Origin of the sequence: Levilactobacillus mulengensis, assembly GCF_003946045.1 — a bacterium.
In the GTDB taxonomy this organism is placed as follows: domain Bacteria; phylum Bacillota; class Bacilli; order Lactobacillales; family Lactobacillaceae; genus Levilactobacillus; species Levilactobacillus mulengensis.
This window is the reverse complement of the sequence record NZ_RHNW01000024.1, coordinates 1-20,489: the sequence shown is the minus strand read 5'-3', so window position 1 is coordinate 20,489 and position 20,489 is coordinate 1. Positions and strand designations below refer to the sequence as shown.

Genomic DNA, 20,489 nt, shown 5'->3' with positions numbered 1-20,489 from the left:
AAAACTGCTAACCAAACAATCCAAGACCAGGATTATTCGGTTAGCAGCCTTAATGCTCGCCGGCTAACCGCCTTTTGCCCCACTCTTGACAAACTAAAGGAGTCCGGGATACATTTCCGGGCTCCTTTGTGATTGGAACTATGTAGCTACACCCTAGTGGGGATTAGCCGATGGGAGAGAATCTATGAAACGCGGTCAGTGTAGAGCCACTGAATGACGGCATTGTCGGTGCTGACCACATCACTGGAACTACGCGTGGGTTGCTGGCAGTTAACGGTGTACAGCCATCCTCGTGCACCAGAGTCCGTCAGATCACCAATCTGATTAACGTAGGGATAGCCGTTGGTCGTCTGCATGGAAAAGCTGCAGTCTAATTGCTTAAAGTAGCGTTGAGAAATGTCAAAGATGGTGTCGTGATCATCCCAGGTTAAATCTCGCGGAATGGTCAGGACCTTTTGAACGGCGAAGTGCTTGCGGCGGTAGGCCAATGGGGACATGCCGGTTATTCGTTTAAAGACTTTGGAGAAGTAACTGTTCTGCGAGCAGCCCACTTGGCGGGAGATGACGCTGACTTTGTTATTGGTCAGCATGAGGTACTTGCAAGCGATGGCCACCCGTTGGTAGTTGGCATAGTCGATGAAATTCACGTGCAGGTACCGCTTGAAGATGCGACTCAGGTACGACGGTGACAAAAAGACGTTTTGGGAAACGGACTCCAGTGAAATAGGATTGCGCAGATTCGTTTGCACGTAAGCCAGGATGTCATCGATACTGGACGCCTTCTTTGTGGTCGTGGGTGGCGTTTCGCTGGTGTCGATCTGCTGATTGATCTGGTTGAGCGTTGGCTTAAATAGTAGGGCAAATTTTCGCATCTGGGAAACGTTGTGGGCACTAAGTGGGTTGAGAATATCGATGTGGGTATTCAGCAATTTTCCTAGCGTATCGTTGGTGAGGCTCTCGATGTAAGTCTTGGCCAGCTGAACCCGTTCCTGCGAGACCCCGGTGGCGTCACAGATGACGAATCCCACGATATTGTCGTTGGCAATGACGGGGAACAGGAGGGTGACAGCCGTGTCTTTTAAGACTAAATTGTGTTGGACCTCACTTATCCCATGATAAATGTGACCATCTTTCACTAAGGTATCGCTGAAATCGTAAAAGGACGTCTTAATTTGACTAATTTTGGAAAAAAGTTGAATTGAATCAGCTAGTCCAGTGTAATTAATAATTGTGGGAGTACTTGTCGGCATGGCGATTCTCCTTCCAAATTCATAAAAAGCACGCACCTATTATGAGCAGGTTCTCATTTATTGTTCATTTTAGTTGAACCACAAAAGAAAAGCAAGGAAGCGCTTACAATTTTGTTTCAATCTTGTCATTTTGGAAAAAACTTACCTTTTATCAGCGAATTATTGCAGACTTTGTGAATCTTTTCTTTAAGATAGTGACGGTGGACTTCTCTATAATGAAGGTGTTTTAAGAATAACAGGCGGCTTCAAACCGAATTGAAGCGGCTTGATTCTATACTTTATGGGAGGTCTCACCTTATGGAACAAGAAGCATTAGGAATGATTGAAACCCAAGGGTTAGTCGCTTCAATCGAAGCAGCCGATGCCATGGTTAAAGCTGCCAATGTATCCTTGGTTGGCCAAGAAAAGATTGGTCATGGGTTAGTCACAGTGATGGTTCGTGGGGATGTTGGTGCAGTTAAGGCATCTGTTGACGCAGGTGTTTCAGCAGCTGAAAACATTGGCGAAGTTGTTTCCAACTACGTCATTCCACGTCCACACACGGATGTTGAGAAGCTTTTACCTAAGCAAGCAGCAGACGCAGCCAAATAAGGATTAGTGGTTGATAAAGATGGCAGAAAATAATGAAGTGATTCAGAAAGTTGTTCAAGAACTTTTGAAGCGCGGTATCAATATCGATCCTAAGGAAGCAATGAGTTCGTTGGGAGGAAAGAAAATGGAAACCAAGGACCTTTTGAACTCAACGAGTGTCGTTCCTGAGTTTGTCGGGACCCGAGAAATCGGGGACACCATTGGGATGGTGATTCCAAGTGTTGATCCATTATTACTTGATCAATTACATGTATCCAAGAAGTACCCCGTTTTGGGGATTCTGAGTGCCCGCTCTGGTGCGGGTCCCCACATCATGGCAATTGATGAAGCGGTTAAGCAAACGAATACCGAAGTTATTGACGTTGAATTACCCCGGGATACCAAGGGTGGCGCTGGCCATGGTTCCTTGATCATTGTCGGTGGTAATGACCCATCGGATGCCCGCCAAGCAATCAACGTGGCGTTGGATAATTTGAGCCGGACGTTCGGGGATGTTTATAATTCCGCCGCCGGACATTTGGAATTCCAATTCACTGCCCGGGCTTCAGGTGCCTGCAACTTTGCCTTCGGTGCGCCTGAAGGTAAGGCTTACGGCCTGATTTGTGGGGCGCCTGCCGGAATTGGTGTTGTGATGGCCGATACAGCCGTCAAAACAGCTTCCGTCAACGTATTATCATTCGCGTCACCAGGTCACGGGACCAGCTTCTCAAACGAAGGGATGGTTCACATTAGTGGTGAATCAGGTGCCGTTCGTCAAGCTGTCATGGCCGGACGTGAAGTTGGTTTGAAATTATTAGCCGAATTAGGCGATAAGCCAGTCAATGATTTTCCATCATACATTAAGTAGTTGGGAGGATGATTTTAATTGAAGCGGCAAAAACGATTTGAAAAGCTTGAGAAGCGTCCAGTACATTTGGACGGATTTGTTAAGGAATGGGACGATGAAGGTCTGGTTGCGATGCACAGCAAGAACGACCCAGATCCAAGTCTCAAGGTTGAAAACGGTGTCATTACCGAACTTGATGGTAAGAAGCGCGAAGACTTTGACTTAATTGACCAGTACATCGCTGAATATGGGATTAACATTGCCAACGCCGAAAAGGCCAACGCCATGTCCTCACAATCCATTGCGAAGATGCTGATTGACCCCAACGTTTCGCGTTCCGAAGTCGCTAAGGTCACGACGGCATTGACGCCAGCCAAAGCCTCCGATGTCATCAATCAATTGAACTTCGCTGAAATGATCATGGCGGTTCAAAAGATGCGTCCACGGCGGACACCATTTACCCAAGCACATATTACGAACACGCTGGATAATCCAGCAGAAATTGCGGCCGATGGTGCCGAAGCTGCCTTACGTGGCTTCCCTGAACTTGAAACGACCACGGCGGTTGCTCGTTACGCCCCATTAAATGCGATTTCATTAATGGTCGGGGCTCAAGCTGGTCGTCCCGGGGTTATCACCCAATGCTCCGTTGAAGAAGCGGTTGAACTGGGATTAGGGATGCGTGGTTTCACGGCTTATGCTGAAACGATTTCCGTTTACGGGACCGACAAAGTCTTCACTGATGGTGACGATACGCCTTGGTCCAAAGGCTTCTTGGCTTCCTGCTATGCCTCACGTGGCTTGAAGATGCGGTTCAGTTCCGGTTCTGGTTCTGAAGTGCTGATGGGCTACACCGAAGGGAAATCCATGCTCTACCTTGAATCTCGTTGCATTTACATCACGAAGGCTTCTGGTGTTCAGGGCCTGCAAAACGGGAGTGTTAGTTGTATCGGGGTTCCTAGTGCGGTTCCAAGTGGTTTGCGTGAAGTCTTAGGTGAAAACCTGATGTGCATGATGATGGATCTGGAATGTGCTTCCAGTAACGACCAAACGTTCTCACACTCTGATATTCGTCGGACTGAACGGATGTTAGGTCAATTCATCGCCGGGACTGACTACATTTCTTCTGGTTATGCCGGTGAAGAAAACTCTGACAACACCTTCGCAGGGTCCAACATGGATGTCTTGGACTACGATGACTACGAATCCATGGAACGTGACTTAGCGGTTGACGGTGGGATTTTGCCAATCACTGAAGATCAAGCTATCAAGATTCGTCAAAAGGCTGCCAAAGCGGTTCAAGCGGTCTTCGATGGTTTAGGATTACCAGAAATCACTGATGAAGAAGTTGAAGCTGCCACCTATGGGAGCACGTCAGACGATATGCCAAAGCGTGACATGACCCAGGATATCAAGGCAGCGCAAGACCTGATGGATCGTGGCGTCACGGTTTCCGACATCATCAAGGCGTTGGATGACCATGGCATTGACGATACGGCCCAAGCCGTCTTCAAGTTGGCTCAACAAAAGATCTGTGGGGACTACCTGCAAACCTCTGCCATCTTCGACAAGGATTGGAACTGTGTTTCTGCGATCAATGACAACAACGATTACATGGGTCCCGGAACTGGCTACCGTGTTTGGGAAAACAAGGACCAGTGGCAGAAGATCAAGGATATTCCTTGGGCCTTGGATCCTCAAAAAGTTGACTTCTAGTATCAGGTAAGGAGGTAAGTTCAGTGAGTCAGGAAATTGATGAAACTTTACTCAAGAGCATCGTGCGCGATGTTCTTGGAGAAATGAAGAGCGCTGATACCCCAATTTCATTTAAGGGCGAAGAAGTAGCAACGGACGGCCCCAGTCAAGAAAGTAGTGTCGATTGGTTCAAGCCAATGGGCGTTGCGAAGCCAGGACGTTCGAAGAATGAAGTCGTCATTGCCGTTGGACCTGCATTTGCAACGGTCATGACCCAAACCATTATCAAGCAATCACACAAGGATGTCTTGCGGCAACTGATTGCCGGAATTGAAGAAGAAGGGTTGAAGGCCCGGGTCATGAAGGTTTACCGGACTTCAGACGTTTCCTTCATCTCAGCCGAAGCCGATAAGCTCTCCGGTTCCGGAATCGCCATTGCGGTGCAATCTAAAGGGACGACCATCATTCACCAGAAGGATCAAGATCCGCTGAATAACTTGGAATTGTTCCCACAAGCACCTGTGCTGACACTGGATACGTTCCGGGCAATCGGGAAGAACGCGGCTCAGTATGCCAAAGGCATGTCCCCAAGCCCAGTACCAACGGTTAATGATCAAATGGCTCGGCCACGTTACCAAGCACTGGCAGCTTTGATGCACATTAAAGAAACGAAGCAGGTTGTGGTTGGTAAACCAGCTGAAGAAATTGATGTGAACTTTAATTAACAAGTACGTGATTGGAGGCAGTATTGATGAGTAGTGAAGTAGACGATTTAGTTGCCAAAATTATGAAAGAGTTAAACGGCAACGGCGGGACAGCGACTAAGGCACCAGCTCAAGACACGACTAGTGCTGATCCTGATTTGACGGCCAAGGACTTCCCATTGTTCAAGAAGCACCCAGACTTAGTTAAGTCACCATCTGGCAAGGAATTGAAAGCGATTACGTTCCAAGACATCGTGGATGGCAAGGTTGATTCGAAAGAATTACGGATTGCCCCATCAACGTTAAGAATGCAAGGGAAAATCGCTGCCGAAGCCGGTCGTTCACAGATTCAAAACAACTTCCAGCGAGCAGCTGAATTGACCGGTGTGCCAGATGACCGGTTGCTTGAAATGTACGGGGCTTTGCGGCCATACCGGTCTTCCAAGCAGGACCTGTTAGACATTGCCGATGAACTGGCAGACAAGTACCATGCACCCATTTGCTCCAACTGGTTCAAGGAAGCCGCAACCAACTACGAAAAGCACAATAAGCTGAAGGGTGACAACTAGACAAAGGTAGGGGTTTTAGCATGACACGTGTGATTGGTGTAGACATTGGTAATTCCTCGACTGAAGTTGCTTTAGCGGATGTGTCAGCGGATGGCAAGGTGAACTTTCTTGGTTCTGGAATTGCGCCAACAACGGGAATTAAAGGAACGAAGAAGAATCTGATTGGGGTTAAGGATGCGATTCATCGCGTGATTGCGACCACGAAGACGGACTTAAAGGATGTTGATCTGATCCGGATCAATGAGGCCACACCAGTGATTGGCGATGTTGCCATGGAAACCATTACGGAAACGGTGATTACCGAATCAACGATGATTGGGCATAACCCGGGAACTCCTGGTGGTGTAGGCACTGGTTCTGGTTATACGGTTGACTTACTACATTTGCGAGAGCAGACGGACAAACAGCGTTCTTATATCGTGATCGTGTCAAAAGAGATGGACTTTGCGGATGTTGCCCAGCTGATCAATGCCTATATTGCTAACGGCTACCATATTACGGCGGCGATTCTCCAAAGCGATGATGGGGTCTTGGTTGATAATCGGTTAACAACGACCTTACCGATCGTCGATGAGGTCGCCCGGATCGATAAGGTGCCACGTCATATGCTGGCTGCGGTTGAAGTTGCGCCGCAAGGGCAAGTGATTTCGCAATTGTCCAACCCATACGGGATTGCTACGTTGTTTAATTTGAGCTCGGAAGAAACGAAGAACATCGTGCCGGTTTCGCGGGCACTGATTGGTAACCGGTCGGCTGTCGTGATCAAGACGCCTAAGGGTGACGTTAAGGCGCGGGTCATCCCAGCCGGAGCGATTACCATTGCCGGGAACAAGGGTCACCAAAAAGTAAATGTGGCGACGGGTGCGCAAAGCATTATGGATAAGATCAATGTCTTTGATCAAATCGATGATATCACTGGTGAAGCCGGCACTAACGTGGGTGGGATGCTCGAAAAGGTTCGTCAAACCATGGCTGATTTAACCGGTAAGACGAACAAGGACATTGCCATTCAAGACTTGTTGGCGGTGAACACGTCCGTGCCCGTCAAGGTACGGGGCGGGTTAGCCGGTGAATTCTCAATGGAACAGGCGGTCGGGATTGCCGCGATGGTTAAATCAGACCATTTGCAAATGCAATTGATTGCCGATTTGATCAAGAAGGAACTCCGGATCCCCGTTGAAATTGGGGGTGCCGAAGCGGAGTCGGCCATTCTGGGGGCGTTAACGACGCCCGGAACGACCAAACCGTTGGCCATCCTTGACTTGGGTGCCGGTTCGACCGATGCCTCCATTGTGAATAAGGAGAATCAGAAGGTGGCGATTCATTTAGCCGGTGCGGGTGATATGGTCACGATGATCATCAACTCTGAGCTAGGGTTAGATAACATTTACCTGGCAGAAGATATCAAACGTTATCCGCTGGCCAAGGTGGAAAACCTCTTTCAACTACGGCACGAGGATGGGTCGGTTCAGTTCTTCGAGGAGCCATTGCCCGCAGAAATGTTTGCCCGGGTCGTGGTCTTGAAGCCCGAAGGTTATGAACCAATTCCAGGGAACCTAAGCATTGAAAAAATCAAGCTGATTCGGCAGACGGCTAAGAAGCGGGTGTTTGTCACCAATGCGCTTCGGGCTTTACGCCACGTCAGTCCGACTGGTAACATTCGCGATATTCCATTCGTGGTTATCGTGGGTGGCTCAGCTCTTGATTTTGAAATTCCTGGATTGGTCACCGATGAGCTGTCGCACTATGACTTGGTTGCCGGACGGGGGAACATTCGTGGCATTGAAGGCCCCCGGAACGCCGTCGCAACGGGCTTGATTCTCTCGTACGCTGATGAAAGTAGGCGACAATAGCTATGGCTGAAGATTTGGATCGTCCAGCAATCGATATTGCCCTCCTACCAGAGGATGGTACCACCTTACCGGAACGGTTGCAGCCGTTGTTGTTGGGAATAGAAGAGGAACAGATTCCTTTTCTATTTCTACCGAGTTCTGATCAGACGTCGCCAGACTTGGTCACGCGAGCTTATGATGCCGCGGTTGCCTCACGGTTGTCGGTGGGCATTGCCTACAGTCGTGACCAGATCGTGGTTCATTACAAGAATCTGGCACCGGACGCGCCGCTCTTTACGGAGGACGTAACCACGGCCAAGGCCATCAGAATCATCGGTGCCAATGCCGCTCGGTTAGTGAAAGGTGTGCCATTTAAGCTGTAAGGTAGGTGAACGAAATGGAAGCAATTGGATACGTTGAGGTGATTGGACTCACTGATGCCATTATGGTGGCGGATCACATGTTAAAGGCCGCTTCGGTAGGCATCAAAAACATTGAAAATGCAACCGGTGGGTACATTACCGTTTCCGTGACGGGGGATGTCGCTGCGGTTGAAGCCGCGATTGACGCTGGAACAGCCGATAGTCGGGTGAACGTCGTCAGCACCACCGTCTTGGCCAACCCAGCTGAAGGTGTTCCTGAATTGGGGCAGACGGATGCGTTTAATAACGACTTGCCAGAGAGTGAGTCCGGCGACACCGCGACTCGGCCCAAGCAACCGGTAACGACACAGAAGGTTGAGACGACGCCGGCCGTTAAGCAGCCACAGGTCCCGGCCGTACAAACGACCAAGGCTAAGGCAACACCAACGACCACGAAGTCAACGACCACGAAGTCAACGACCACAAAGTCAACGACCACGAAGCCAACGACCACCAAACCAGCGACCAAGAAGCCGGTCAGTCGTCGTAAACCGGGTCGTAAGCCAGCAACTAAGCGACCAGCAACCAATAAGTCGCAACCAAAGAACAAACCGGAAAGCTAACCTCGATGAGAGCTTGGCTCCTGGGAGCAAAATTAGGAGGAATGAATGATGAATAATGCACTTGGAATGATTGAAACTAGAGGCTTAGTTGCTTCGATCGAAGCAGCGGATGCCATGGTCAAAGCTGCCAATGTTTCCATGATTGGGCAAGAAAAGATTGGGAGTGGACTGGTCACGGTCATGGTTCGTGGTGACGTGGGTGCCGTTAAAGCCGCAGTGGATGCAGGTGTGCAGGCTGGGGGCAACGTCGGTGAAATCGTCAGTTCCTACGTCATTCCTCGTCCACATTCTGAAGTTGAAGGTATTTTACCAAGCGGTAAATAAGCTGAAGAGATTGGATGATAACTTATGGAATTGACTGAAGAAAACTTACGGACTTTAGTTCGCCAAATTGTGACTGAATGTGCCAGCGCAGTTGCCGATCCAAATGCGATTCCAATTGGCATTTCCAACCACCATATTCACTTGACTCAAGCGGACTTCGATAAATTATTTCCAGGTCAAAAGATGGAAAAATTTAAGCAACTGAAGCAGCCCGGGGAATTTGCCTCGAAGCAGACGTGTGATGTGGTTGGTCCCAAGGGAACCTTGGAGCACGTGCAGGTCTTAGGCCCATGCCGGTCGCATTCACAGGTGGAAATTGCAAATTCTGAAACCTTTAAGCTAGGGGTCCCGGCGCCCATTCGGTTGTCGGGTGATCTGGCGGGAACGCCGTCGGTTAAGCTACGCACGGCGGCTGGTGAGGTGACCGTTCAGGGTGTGATTGTGGCCAAGCGCCACATTCACATGAGTTTAACGGATGCCCAACGGTTTGGTGTTAAGTTGGGGGATACCGTGACGGTTGAAATCAACTCAGCGGGCCGCCGAACCATTTACGATGATGTGATTGCCCGGCCACGGCAAGACTTTACGCTGGAAATGCATCTCGACACGGACGAAGCTAGCGCCGCGAACGTTCAGTCGACCACGGTTGCGCACATCATTCCGAAAGTTCAGTCAACATTTTAAGCATGAAAGTTGGTGACGGTGAATGGATCGGGTGATTGCCGAGGTACTTAAACGAATTCAAGAGCGCCAAACCAAAATGAAAGCGATTCCTTATTCAGAACAAGCACCGGTTCCCAGTGAACGACTCCTGATTGATTTCGGTCAGGTCACGCTCCAGGGCATGACGATTGACTTGCTGTTAAATTTATACCAAGTTAACGAAGCGAATTCCTGGGTTGCCTGGTTATTGAAGGGAATGAGTTACGATGTACACTTTACGTTTCAACTTAATCGCAATCTAATCAATTTCATCCCGCTCAAAATGCTGCGGGATTGGCCGGTCACCTTTGAGGTCGGGTCCGCGCAGGTCGTTAAGGCCTACTATCAGAGCAGCATTGGTCGGGCGGAGATTGCTGCGTTACCGGATCAAGCGATTCTGATTGTCTCGCCCCAGCAACGGTTGACGGTTGAGGCTGTGACTGCGATGGCCCAGAAGCACATCACGAAGCAGGTAAGGACTGATGAAGATTGTATATGGCAAAAGTAATTGGTAGCGTCGTTGCGACGCAAAAGGACGCCTCGCTGGTCGGTCGCAAGTTAATGATTGTGCAACCCATTAACGCGGACGGCAAAGCGATGCGCTCCGAGGAAGTTGCGGCCGATATGGTTGGTGCCGGGATCGGCGAGCGCGTCTTACTGGCGCGTGGTGCTGGTGCGCGGCACGCGACGGTGAACAATGTGCCTAACGATGTGAATGACTGTTCCATTGTGGGCATCATCGACAGCGTGGATGTTTAACCGAGGGAGGTGATTGCCATGCCAATTTATACCAAAGGCGGCGACAAAGGGTCGACGAGTTTGTACGATGGGCAACGGGTTTCAAAAGATTCATTACAAGTTGAGGTTTACGGCACCTTTGATGAGCTGAACGCAAACGTGAGTCTGGCAGACAAGTTCTGTCAGGTCCCTAAGAACGTTGAATGGCTGCAGTGGGTCGAGTACCACATGTTCTTCCTGCAAGGCGAGTTAGCGACTCAGCACGCAACCACCTTCCAGCAGAACAGTCGCATGATTACTGAAGAAGATATTCAGTTCTTGGAGCACGTCATTGATGCGTACACCGCCAGTCTACCAGCCGTCGACAGTTTCATTCTGCCGGGGTCAAGTACGGCCGGCGCCCAGTTACACGTTTGTCGGACGGTTTGCCGCCGGGCAGAGCGGTTGTTGGTTAAATTCATGCAGACGCACTTTGTCCGACCGGAGATTGAAAAGTATGTCAATCGGTTATCAGACTTCTTCTACATCATTGCCCGCTCAGAGGACCATGAACATCAACTGCGCGCCATTGAAGATCAAGTGATCAAACGGTACTGCCAAGCAGTGAAGGGGGATCAATAGGATGGATGCACAACAGCTAAATCAGATTGTGAAGGATGTCCTGTCTAAGCAGGACGCCGCCCAACCGTTTGAGCGCAAAAAAATGGAGCGCGTGATCGACGCGGCGGTTGCCAAGGCGGACGACCTGGGTGTTGGCGTCACCATTTGCCTAATGAATCAAGCGCGAATCGTCCAAATGCTGTATCACATGCCGAATGGGAATTTAGTTGGCTCGTTGCTCGCGCCAAAGAAGGCGTGGTCGGCAATCGCGATGGAAGAGCCCACCAAAGACATTAGTCGTGATATTCAGCCGGGCGGCCCCCTGTATCAAATGGAAACGATGCTTGATGGCAAATTGGTGTCGTTTCCGGGTGGCATCCCGATCGTGATCGATGACAAAATCATTGGGGCGATTGGGGTCAGCGGTGGCCGGGTCGAGGAGGACCAAGCCATCTGTGAAGCGGCCATTCGGGAATTTTTAAAGGAAGTGTGACGAAGATATGCAGACCGATGAGTTAGAGACAAAAATCAGAGAGATTTTACACCAAGAATTAGCGAAGCAGGCGTCCACTGATGCCGAACCGTCACCACAGCTGGCCCAACCAGAGGGCTTAGGCAATGGGATTTTTCAAACGGTCGACGCTGCGATTGCGGCCGCTAAGCAGACCCAAGTTGCCTATGCGGACAAGCCCTTAGCCTTTCGGAAAAAGGTCATCAAGGCGATTCAAGATGGCTTTGGCCCGCACCTGAAGGAAATTGCGCAGGCAATTTGGGATGAGACCGGCATGGGGACCGTTGAAGCCAAGGAAACCAAGCTGAAAGATGCCCTGTACAACACGCCCGGCGTTGAGATGCTGGATCCCGAGGTCCAAACGGGTGACGGCGGCATGACTATGTATGAGTACACGCCATTTGGCGTCATTGGGGTCGTGGGACCAAGCACGAACCCCGGCGAAACGGTGATCAACAACTCAATCATGATGCTCTCCGGCGGGAACACCTTATTCTTCGGGGCCCACCCGGGTGCTAAGAACATTACGCGTTGGATGATCGAACATCTTAATAAGTATGTAGAAAAGGCAACGGGGATGAAGAACATGGTCGTTTCCCTGGACGTCCCTTCAATCGAGTCCGTCCAAGAAATGATGAAGCATCCAGACATTGCCATGCTCGCGGTTACCGGTGGCCCAGCGGTGGTCCATCAGGCGTTGATCAGCGGGAAAAAGGCTGTCGGTGCCGGTGCTGGGAATCCACCAGCCATCGTCGATGAAACGGCCAACCTGGATTTGGCTGCCCATGATGTGGTCACCTCGTGTGCTTTCGACAATAACATCTTGTGCACCGCTGAAAAGGAAGTTGTCGTGGAAGCCAGCGTCAAGGATGACTTGATTCAAAAGATGCAGACGGCGGGGGCCTTCCTAGTTAAGGATGCCGACCAGATTGCCACGTTAACTAAGATGACGATTCAAGAGAATGGCACGCCAAGCCGGACCTATATTGGGAAAGATGCCACCGTGATCCTGGACGCAGCCAAGATTCCTTACACGGGCAAGCCGAAAGTGATTACCTTTGAAGCTAAGAAGGATCATCCGTTAGTTACGACCGAAATGTTAATGCCAATTCTGCCAGTTGTTTGCTGCCCAGACTTCAAGTCCGCGTTACAAACGGCGGTCGAAGTCGAAGGTGGACATCACCACACGGCCTCGATTCATTCCGAGAACTTGCCACACATCAATCAGGCAGCTCACCGGATGAACACCTCGATCTTTGTGGCCAACGGTCCAACGTTTGCTGCAACCGGGGTTGGCGACAATGGCTACTACACGGGTGCCGCAGCCTTTACGATTGCGACGCCAACTGGTGAGGGGACCACGACGACCAAGACCTTTACCCGTCGTCGTCGGTTCACGAGCCCCGAAGGATTTTCACTGAGAAACTGGGAGGTTTAGACCATGGAAGAATTTCAAATTCCAACCAAGATTTTTTCCGGAACAGATAGCCTTGATTGGCTGAAACAGCTGTCTGGTAAAAGTATCTTAATGGTCTGCGATGCGTTCTTACCCGGTACTCCGACGTTAAAGGGGATTCAGCAGCGGATTAACGCATCGAACCAGGTCAGTGTCTTCTCGGACGTTAAGCCCGATCCGCCGTTGACCACGATTATGGCGGGAGTCGCCCAGTTTAATCAGGTCAAACCCGATGTGATGATTGGCATTGGTGGCGGCTCAGCGATTGATACCGGCAAGGCGATCCGCTTCTTCGGTGAAAAGATCAATCAGACGCAGCTCAAAGCGTTTATCGCCATTCCCACGACCAGCGGGACGGGGTCAGAAGTGACCAACATCGCGGTCGTGTCAGACACCAAGAACCACACGAAGGTGCCACTGAGTGAGCCTTATTTGACACCGGACGTGGCGTTGCTGGATCCGCAATTAGTCATGACGGCGCCTAAGAGTGTCACCGCTTACTCTGGACTGGATGTCTTGACCCATTCCCTGGAAGCATTGGTCTCCAAGGGGGCTAACACGATTACCGATGCCCTCGCCGAAAAGGGTATTGACGTGATCACCCATGACTTAGTCGACTGTTATCAGCACGGGGACGATGTTGCCAAACGCCAAACGGTCCACGAAATTTCGTGTGCCGCCGGGATGGCCTTCACCAACGCGGGGCTAGGCTTCTGCCACGCGATGGCCCATCAACTGGGCGCTAACTTCCACGTGCCGCACGGCTTAGCCTGCGCCATGCTGTTGCCTCACGTGGTGGCATACAACGCGGCGCACTCCAAGCTGGCGTTGCACAAATATGCCGAGGCCATTCGGAAGGCCGGTTTAGCCTCTCACGGTTTGAGTGACCGGTTAGCGATTCAGCGCCTGCTGTCACGCATCCGGCAGATGATGCTCCAGATGGATTGTCCTCAGACCTTGCGGGCATTTGGCGTCGATGCTAAGGATGCCGAGGCCAAGATGCAAGTGGTGATCGATGATGCCAAATTAGACGCAACCTTTGTCGGGAACCCGGTTGTGCCAACTGATGGGGATTTAAAGGCGATTTACCGCAAAGTGATTCGGTAAGTCAGTTGATGATAGAAGGAAAGATGACGTATGCCAAAGATTTTATCCGTTAATGCGGGGAGTTCCTCGCTGAAATTTAAATTGTACGCCATGCCAGCAGAGACCGTTATTATGAGTGGCTTGGTTGATCGCATCGGCCATTCTGATGCCGTCTTCACTTATGATTATCAGGGAACGCACTACAAAAAGGCCCAAGCGGTTCAAAACCATACCGAGGCCGTCCAACTCGTCACGGATGCCCTGTTGGACAGTGGGGCGATTCGTGATAAGCATGAGATTGTTGGTATCGGCCATCGGGTGGCCCATGGTGGTCGCGAATATACGCAAACCACCAAGATCACGCCAGTTGTCCAACAAAAAATCGCGGATTTGGCAACGATTTCGCCACTGCACAATCCGGTTAATTTATTGGGGATTGAAGCGTTTGAGAAGTTGCTGCCAAGTGCCAGTGAAGTCGCGGTATTCGATACATCTTTCCACAGTACGATTCCGCCAAAGGCCTATATGTATGCGCTACCATTTGAGTATTATGCCAAATATGGGATCCGGCGGTACGGCTTCCATGGGCAATCTCACCAGTACATCTATAGCGAGGTTAACCGGCGCTACGACCAAGACTTTTCGCGGAAAATCATTTCCTGTCACTTGGGCAACGGGGCCAGTGTTTGTGCCATTCGGGACGGCAAGTCGGTGAATACGTCGATGGGATTTACGCCGTTGGCCGGCCTAGTGATGGGTACGCGTTCTGGGGATGTTGATCCTAACGTCTTGCCGTTCATCGCCGAGAAGGAGAACTTCAGTGCGGCTGACATTCGGCAGTTGTTGAACCACGAATCCGGCTTGCTAGGAATCTCCGGGGTGTCTAATGATGTCCGGGATGTCTTACAGGCAGAGGCTGACGGCAACGACCGCGCTAAGTTAGCTTTACAGATCTACGTGCACCAGATTCAGTCCTACATTGCCGCCTATACGGCCGACCTGGGGGGCTTACAAACGTTGGTCTTTACGGCCGGTGTGGGCGAGCATTCCGCCCCAATCCGGGAGCGGGTCTGTGCCGCCTTTGGTTACCTGGGGGTCAAGATCGATGCCGAGGCCAACCAAGACAATGACCTGGACATTTCGGCCGCTGACAGTCGGGTCAAGGTCCTGGTCATTCCGACCAATGAAGAATTGGTGATCGCCCGGGAGACCGAAAAGATTTTGGATAATTAGGAGAAGGTGAACGGAATGGCTCGCGATATTGCACGTTCAATTCAAGAGTATGTCCCTGGCAAGCAGGTGACGCTGGCCCATATTATTGCCAATCCCACGCCGGATATCTACGTGAAGCTGGGTATCCAGACGGACCGCAATGCGTTAGGTATCTTAACGATCACGCCTAGTGAAACGTCCATTATTGCCGGTGATATTGCCACCAAATCTAGCAATGTGGAACTGGGATTTATTGACCGGTTCAGTGGGTCGGTCGTCATCGTTGGCGAGGTCTCAGAGGTCGAGGCGGCGTTGCGGCAAGTGGTGACCACGTTGCGAGACCTACTGGGATTCGATGTCACCAATATTACGCGGACATAGTGGTGTGGTGAGAAATGATGAAACAACAAGCGTTACCATTAGTGGGTGCGGTAAACGTTCGCGACCTGGGTGGTCTGGAGACATTTGACCACCGGCGCGTGCGGACGCATCGGTTGCTACGGGCGGATAGTTTAGCCAATTTAACAGTAGCTGATCAAGAAAAGCTAGTGGCCTACGGCGTGACAACGGTGATTGACACGCGTTCTCACGCGGAGTGGCGGCAGGCACCAGACCGGCTACCTGAATGGATTCAGCTGACGCACATCCCGTTGTTTGATAACGATGAGACTGAGAGTGTCCAAACGATTCAACGACTCAACCAGTTCTATGCCAGTGATGCCCACAATGGGTACCGCAGAATGATGCGGGTGTATCGACGCTTGGTGCTGAACGCCCAGCCGCGGCAGGCCTACCGGCAGTTCTTTGACCTGTTGACGCAGGACAAGCCACAGACGGTGGTGTTCCACTGTACCGCTGGTAAGGATCGCACCGGCCTGTGTGCGTTGCTCCTATTAGGGGCGTTGGGCGTGCCCGTTTCCCAGATCAAGCAAGATTATTTGCGCACCAATCAGTATTGTTTAGCTAAGGTCGCACGGCGACTCATCGCGGCGCGTGATTATCAAATGAATGCCAATTTTCAGTCCTCAATTATTGACCTATCGATTGCCTCACCCGATTATTTTGACCAGGCCTTAACCTTGATTGCTGGTGAATTTGGTAGCATCAGTAATTACCTGGTCGACTTTGTGGGGGTATCTGCGTCAGTCATTCAACGGTTACAGCAAACATACTTAACATCAGAATTGACTTAAAAAGATTCCCGATGACTAGGTATTTTGGCGCCTAGGTTGTTGAGAATTTTTTGTAGAGCCAGGCTTACTGGTGAAGGAGGCACGATTCTTTTGAAACGAATTGGGTTATTAGCAGGGAGTCTCCGGGCGGAATCCTATGCACGAAAAGTCGCCCGCAATTTAGGCTTGATGGGCCCCAATACCGTCGTGGTTGAGCCGATTTCACTGGCACATCTGCCCCTGTGGCATGATCAGCTGAGCGGCCGGGACCAGGCGACGTGTCAGGCCTTTAAGGCGCAGATCAAGCGCTTGGACGGCTTTTGTATCGTCACGCCGGAAATTAACCGGGGAATCCCGGGGTGTTTAAAAAATGCGTTAGATATCGCGTCAGTATCTGATGATGGGAATCTGTGGCAGGGGAAACCCGTGCTAATTGCCTCGGTCTCGACCGGTAAACTAGGCGGGATGAGCGCGAACCAGCAGCTGAAGCAGTTAGCCTTGGTGCTGGGGATGCAGGTCATCCAGCCCTCAGAGATCTATCTCAGCGACGTGTCCCAGTTGTTTGCCCAGCATGACCTGCTAACGGATGAGCAGACAGTCACGTTTTTGAAGCTAGCCATGGCGCGGCTGGTTGCGGCGGTCCAAGGCGCTGAACCGGCGTTACCAGCGTTAACGTTTGACTTTGGTCCCGATATTATTCGGTTACAGCGGCAGGGGCAAACCATTGGTCAGGCGACCTTTGATTGGAGCACGGGCCTGCTAGTGATTACCGGGGTCACCATTGAACCGGACTTTGCCCATCAGGGGCTGGCGGGGCAGTTGATGCTAAAATTAATTGTGATGGCGCGACTATTTGACTTGAGTATTGTGGCGGGGTGCGGATACTCTCAGGCATTCTTTAAGCAGCATCCGGCAATTGCCCAACGGTTGTGTCTGCATTAGTGAAGTCACTTGAGGATGAGGTGTTCAGTATGATTGCGGAAAAACAAGATTTAGTCACGGCGGCGAACCAAAAACTTGATCAGTTTGCGCGGGTCGTTAACGGCGATCAAGCGACGCGGCCAGTGACGGACCAGGAAACGCTAAAGGTGGGCGTCGACTTAGGAACCTCGTCCATCGTGATGGTGGTGTTGGACCATGACGATAACGTGCTTTATGGCAACTTTGAATATGACCACGCGGTTCGTGATGGCTTAGTAGTCAATTTCATGGATTCCGTCCGGATCTTAATGCGGTTGAAACAACAGGCAGAAGAAATTCTGGGTGTGTCGTTGACGACCGCTAGTGGCGCCATTCCACCTGGTACCGGTGAGGGCAGTGCGAAAATCGTGGCTAACGTGATTGAGTCGGCTGGCTTCACCTGCAGCGCGGTGGTCGATGAACCCACAGCCGCGGCTAAGTTTTTACAGTTGGCCAATGGCACGGTCGTTGATATTGGTGGTGGCACCACGGGTATCAGTATTTTTAAGGATAATCAGTTGACCTACGTGACGGATGAAGCGACGGGTGGGTCCCACATGACCATGGTCTTGGCGGGGCACAATCACTGGGACATGGCCCAAGCCGAGGCGTTCAAGCGCGATACCACCAAGGAACTGGAAGTCTTTGCGACCATCCGGCCGGTTGTCGAGAAGATGGCGGCGATTACCCGATCGGCAACACAGGGTGAGCCACAGGAGCCCGTCATCGTGGTTGGTGGGGCGATTAACTTTAAGGACTTCATCAAAACGTTCAGTCAGGCACTGGGAACGCCAGCAAGCAAGCCGGACTTCCCGCAATTTGTGACCCCGATTGGCATTGCGATGTATGATTAGCGTTATGATGTGGTGAAGGGAGGTTGGTTTACAATGAGAAAAGCCATGTTTGTCGGCGCCATTGGGTGTGGCAAGACTACCTTGATTCAGCGCTTACATCACGAGAAAATTAGCTATGATAAAACGCAAGCGGTAGAGTTTCGGGGAGAAATCATCGATACCCCCGGCGAATTCGTTGAGCACCGTTACCTGTATCCGTCACTGATGACCATGTCGACGGGGGCCAAGTTGATTGTGGCGATTCAGAGCGGGCTTGATCAGCGGGCAGTTTTTCCGCCAGCCTTTACCACCATGTTTCCCGTTCAGACGGTTGGCGTCATTTCTAAAATTGACGTGGCAACGCCTCAACAGGTGGACTATGCGCGCGGACAGTTGAAAAATGCTGGCGTGCAGCAGATTTACTTGTTGTCGGCGGTCACGGGCGAGGGTGTCGCCGAATTTGAGCAGGAGCTGAATCGCTTAACGGTGAAGGATCCAGCTAAATTGTGAGACAGAAAAAAACGGTTGAGGTTCCTTTAATTGGTCTAGTCCACGAACTTTTACCGATTTTTTGTGTCCGGAAATTTTAGACAAAGAAAAAGTCCACAAACGTTGTTTTAACAACGTTTGTGGACAACTGATAGCCCGTACGGGGCTCGAACCCGTAGCTCCGCCTTGAGAGGGCGACGTCTTAAACCAGTTTGACCAACGGGCAATAATCCCTACTAGCAATATCTAATTTAACCTATTCGCTAAAAAATGTCAATCCTTCTTTGCATAAAATTACATTGAAGTGGGACTTCATGCAAAAATTCGCTTTTTTAGGTGAAACTGGTTGACACCAAAAGCGGAACAAGTTAAGATTAAATAGTTGTCCAGGCAACAGAAGTCTTATTGGGTATTCGCCAAATGGTAAGGCAGCGGACTCTGAATCCGTAAGTTACTGGTTCGAGCCCAGTATACCCAATTCCTACTTATCAGCCGTTGTCATAGGGTGTCAAAACCCTTGTGACAACGGCTTTTTCTATGCCCAGGGGTTTCATTGATTGTCATTCATTATCAATAAAAGTTAGCCAAATGGTAAGCCAAGTAAGCCACGCTTATTCCTGCTGTGATAGTCTTTTGAAGATTGGGTTGCGTAAATAGGTAAGCTAGAAAATGACTAATTCGTTCTTTACCCTAGAACTGGAAATGTTTTTTTAAACGTGGTCCACGTGGTCCGGTGGTCCAAACGTTGATATATCAACACTTTAAAGACCCCTTGACGTGGTCCATATGGTGGTCCAACGTGGTCCACTTTAGAAATTAAGATAACTTGCTAGTTTTTGGGTGGCTTCGTTCTTTTGTTTTGCAGTGACTGCCGTGTAAATATCTAAAGTCGTTCGATAGCTTGAATGCCCTAGCTGATCCTGAACCGATTTAACCGAAGCACCAGCTTCAAATGCCAAGGTGGCATAGGTATGCCGAAATGCGTGGACGGTTACGTGTTTTAGATCATATTTCGTCAGGGTATGTTCAAGCCATTTGCGTGGCTTAGATGGTTGAAACATCTCATTATTTTCATTGGCAAAAACATAATTGTTGCTGTGATTTATGTTAAAACCAAAACGGATAAGATATTTCTTCTGTTCCAATTGCCACCGTTGCAAAATTTGCACTGTTTTAGGGTCTATGAAGACAGTTCGATTACTTCTGGCAGTCTTGGGTGTCTGTACCAGTAAACGAGCCATATCGCCTCGAGACTGTGTTTTATTGACGCTTATGGTGTGATGAACAAAATCAATATCTGACCATTCCAAACACAACATTTCTGACTTTCGCATACCGCTAAATGCTGCCAAACGGAAGAACACACTAGCTTGTGGCGTATTATCGTCATCATTCAGACACTCAAAGAAGTGTTGCAACTCCGGCTTGTCAAAATAATTCTCTAAGTTTTTGCGTGAACGATCATTCTTATTTACCGGAACAATAACCCGTTTTGCAGGGTTCTCACTGATTAAGTCAATATTGATGGCATAATCAAGCACCTTGGCAACGTAGTTCATAAGCGTATGATACTTGGCTAATCCCTCGTTAAACCATTGGTTGATTGCTTTCTGACAATCTTTAATGGTTATTTGAGCTATGCGGTACTCGCCAAACACGGGCAAAATGTGTAGGCGAAACATTCGTTTGGTAGTTGCCCAAGTGCTTTCTTTAACGGTATGCTGGTATTGTGTAAACCAGAGTTGATAAATGTCACTAAAAATAGAATTATCATTCTTTGCGGGAAGTCCATGGTTGTAAACATCAAGCTCAAGTCTTGATAGTACAATCTGGGCTTCTTTTTTTGTCTTGAATCCACGACGACGGGTAGTTTTTTTGTGAGCACCAAATAACTGACCGTATTGAAATGTAGATAAAAAGGGAAAGGGCGTCCTCGATTTTTGAGGACGCCCTT

General features: G+C 50.1%; 24 protein-coding genes and 2 tRNA genes. 23 read left to right on the top strand and 3 right to left on the bottom strand.

The features are described from left to right. Nucleotides 1-182: 182 nt before the first annotated feature. Nucleotides 183-1,250, bottom strand: a complete 1,068-nt coding sequence (locus tag EKM84_RS13775; protein WP_125766237.1) for a helix-turn-helix domain-containing protein — start codon at nt 1,248-1,250, stop codon at nt 183-185. Between the two features lie 297 nt (nt 1,251-1,547). On the opposite strand from EKM84_RS13775, the gene EKM84_RS13770 reads away from it, so the two are divergent. From EKM84_RS13770 to EKM84_RS13665, 22 genes are all read left to right on the top strand, one after another. Then, nucleotides 1,548-1,841, top strand: coding sequence for a BMC domain-containing protein (locus EKM84_RS13770; RefSeq protein WP_125766236.1), 294 nt, complete (start codon nt 1,548-1,550; stop codon nt 1,839-1,841). Between the two features lie 19 nt (nt 1,842-1,860). Then, nucleotides 1,861-2,688 carry a propanediol utilization microcompartment protein PduB gene (pduB, locus tag EKM84_RS13765; protein ID WP_125766235.1) on the top strand — a complete coding sequence of 276 codons (828 nt, stop codon included), beginning with the start codon at nt 1,861-1,863 and terminating at the stop codon, nt 2,686-2,688. Nucleotides 2,689-2,706: 18 nt separating this feature from the next. Beyond that, nucleotides 2,707-4,383, top strand: coding sequence for a propanediol/glycerol family dehydratase large subunit (locus tag EKM84_RS13760; protein ID WP_125766234.1), 1,677 nt, complete (start codon nt 2,707-2,709; stop codon nt 4,381-4,383). Nucleotides 4,384-4,406: 23 nt separating this feature from the next. Next, nucleotides 4,407-5,087 carry a propanediol/glycerol family dehydratase medium subunit gene (locus EKM84_RS13755; protein WP_125766233.1) on the top strand — a complete coding sequence of 227 codons (681 nt, stop codon included), beginning with the start codon at nt 4,407-4,409 and terminating at the stop codon, nt 5,085-5,087. A gap of 26 nt (nt 5,088-5,113) precedes the next feature. Beyond that, complete coding sequence (locus EKM84_RS13750) at nt 5,114-5,635, top strand: diol dehydratase small subunit (RefSeq protein ID WP_125766232.1); 522 nt, start codon at nt 5,114-5,116, stop codon at nt 5,633-5,635. Between the two features lie 20 nt (nt 5,636-5,655). Then, a complete protein-coding gene (locus tag EKM84_RS13745; protein WP_125766231.1) occupies nt 5,656-7,488 on the top strand; it encodes a diol dehydratase reactivase subunit alpha in 1,833 nt (610 codons plus the stop codon). A gap of 2 nt (nt 7,489-7,490) precedes the next feature. Then, a complete protein-coding gene (locus EKM84_RS13740; protein ID WP_125766230.1) occupies nt 7,491-7,850 on the top strand; it encodes a glycerol dehydratase reactivase beta/small subunit family protein in 360 nt (119 codons plus the stop codon). A gap of 14 nt (nt 7,851-7,864) precedes the next feature. Continuing rightward, the gene (locus tag EKM84_RS13735; RefSeq protein ID WP_125766229.1) at nt 7,865-8,452 is read left to right on the top strand and encodes a BMC domain-containing protein; all 588 of its coding nucleotides are present in this window, start codon (nt 7,865-7,867) and stop codon (nt 8,450-8,452) included. Between the two features lie 48 nt (nt 8,453-8,500). Next, nucleotides 8,501-8,776, top strand: coding sequence for a BMC domain-containing protein (locus EKM84_RS13730; protein WP_125766228.1), 276 nt, complete (start codon nt 8,501-8,503; stop codon nt 8,774-8,776). Between the two features lie 30 nt (nt 8,777-8,806). Next, the gene (locus EKM84_RS13725) at nt 8,807-9,460 is read left to right on the top strand and encodes a phosphate propanoyltransferase (RefSeq protein ID WP_125766238.1); all 654 of its coding nucleotides are present in this window, start codon (nt 8,807-8,809) and stop codon (nt 9,458-9,460) included. 22 nt (nt 9,461-9,482) lie between these two features. Continuing rightward, nucleotides 9,483-9,986, top strand: coding sequence for a PduM family microcompartment protein (gene pduM, locus EKM84_RS13720; protein ID WP_125766227.1), 504 nt, complete (start codon nt 9,483-9,485; stop codon nt 9,984-9,986). Next, on the top strand, nt 9,974-10,237 hold the full coding sequence (locus tag EKM84_RS13715) for a EutN/CcmL family microcompartment protein (protein ID WP_275404341.1): 264 nt from the start codon (nt 9,974-9,976) through the stop codon (nt 10,235-10,237). The genes pduM and EKM84_RS13715 overlap by 13 nt, the downstream gene beginning before the upstream one ends. A gap of 18 nt (nt 10,238-10,255) precedes the next feature. Next, nucleotides 10,256-10,837, top strand: coding sequence for a cob(I)yrinic acid a,c-diamide adenosyltransferase (locus EKM84_RS13710; RefSeq protein WP_125766225.1), 582 nt, complete (start codon nt 10,256-10,258; stop codon nt 10,835-10,837). A gap of 1 nt (nt 10,838) precedes the next feature. Beyond that, nucleotides 10,839-11,309, top strand: a complete 471-nt coding sequence (locus EKM84_RS13705) for a GlcG/HbpS family heme-binding protein (protein ID WP_125766224.1) — start codon at nt 10,839-10,841, stop codon at nt 11,307-11,309. A gap of 7 nt (nt 11,310-11,316) precedes the next feature. Continuing rightward, nucleotides 11,317-12,765: an aldehyde dehydrogenase family protein gene (locus tag EKM84_RS13700; protein ID WP_125766223.1), complete on the top strand. Its 1,449-nt coding sequence runs from the start codon at nt 11,317-11,319 to the stop codon at nt 12,763-12,765. A 3-nt stretch (nt 12,766-12,768) separates the two neighbouring features. After that, on the top strand, nt 12,769-13,890 hold the full coding sequence (locus tag EKM84_RS13695) for a 1-propanol dehydrogenase PduQ (protein ID WP_125766222.1): 1,122 nt from the start codon (nt 12,769-12,771) through the stop codon (nt 13,888-13,890). Nucleotides 13,891-13,920: 30 nt separating this feature from the next. Further along, on the top strand, nt 13,921-15,102 hold the full coding sequence (locus EKM84_RS13690) for an acetate/propionate family kinase (RefSeq protein ID WP_125766221.1): 1,182 nt from the start codon (nt 13,921-13,923) through the stop codon (nt 15,100-15,102). A gap of 15 nt (nt 15,103-15,117) precedes the next feature. Next, the gene (locus EKM84_RS13685; RefSeq protein WP_125766220.1) at nt 15,118-15,462 is read left to right on the top strand and encodes a BMC domain-containing protein; all 345 of its coding nucleotides are present in this window, start codon (nt 15,118-15,120) and stop codon (nt 15,460-15,462) included. A gap of 14 nt (nt 15,463-15,476) precedes the next feature. Continuing rightward, nucleotides 15,477-16,274, top strand: coding sequence for a tyrosine-protein phosphatase (locus EKM84_RS13680; protein ID WP_125766219.1), 798 nt, complete (start codon nt 15,477-15,479; stop codon nt 16,272-16,274). A gap of 90 nt (nt 16,275-16,364) precedes the next feature. After that, nucleotides 16,365-17,195: an NAD(P)H-dependent oxidoreductase gene (locus EKM84_RS13675; protein ID WP_125766218.1), complete on the top strand. Its 831-nt coding sequence runs from the start codon at nt 16,365-16,367 to the stop codon at nt 17,193-17,195. Between the two features lie 29 nt (nt 17,196-17,224). Continuing rightward, entirely contained in the window at nt 17,225-18,067 is an 843-nt protein-coding gene (gene eutJ, locus EKM84_RS13670; protein ID WP_125766217.1) for an ethanolamine utilization protein EutJ, read from the top strand. 33 nt (nt 18,068-18,100) lie between these two features. Beyond that, nucleotides 18,101-18,556, top strand: a complete 456-nt coding sequence (locus EKM84_RS13665; protein ID WP_125766216.1) for a EutP/PduV family microcompartment system protein — start codon at nt 18,101-18,103, stop codon at nt 18,554-18,556. Nucleotides 18,557-18,687: 131 nt separating this feature from the next. On the opposite strand, the gene EKM84_RS13660 is transcribed toward EKM84_RS13665, so the two are convergent. Beyond that, nucleotides 18,688-18,760 (bottom strand) — tRNA-Glu (locus EKM84_RS13660). Nucleotides 18,761-18,941: 181 nt separating this feature from the next. Between EKM84_RS13660 and EKM84_RS13655 the strand changes: the two genes are divergently transcribed. Continuing rightward, nucleotides 18,942-19,013, top strand: a tRNA-Gln gene (locus EKM84_RS13655). Between the two features lie 331 nt (nt 19,014-19,344). On the opposite strand, the gene EKM84_RS13650 is transcribed toward EKM84_RS13655, so the two are convergent. Then, nucleotides 19,345-20,489: site-specific integrase (locus EKM84_RS13650; protein ID WP_164511412.1), on the bottom strand; the 1,145-nt coding region annotated here is incomplete at its 5' end.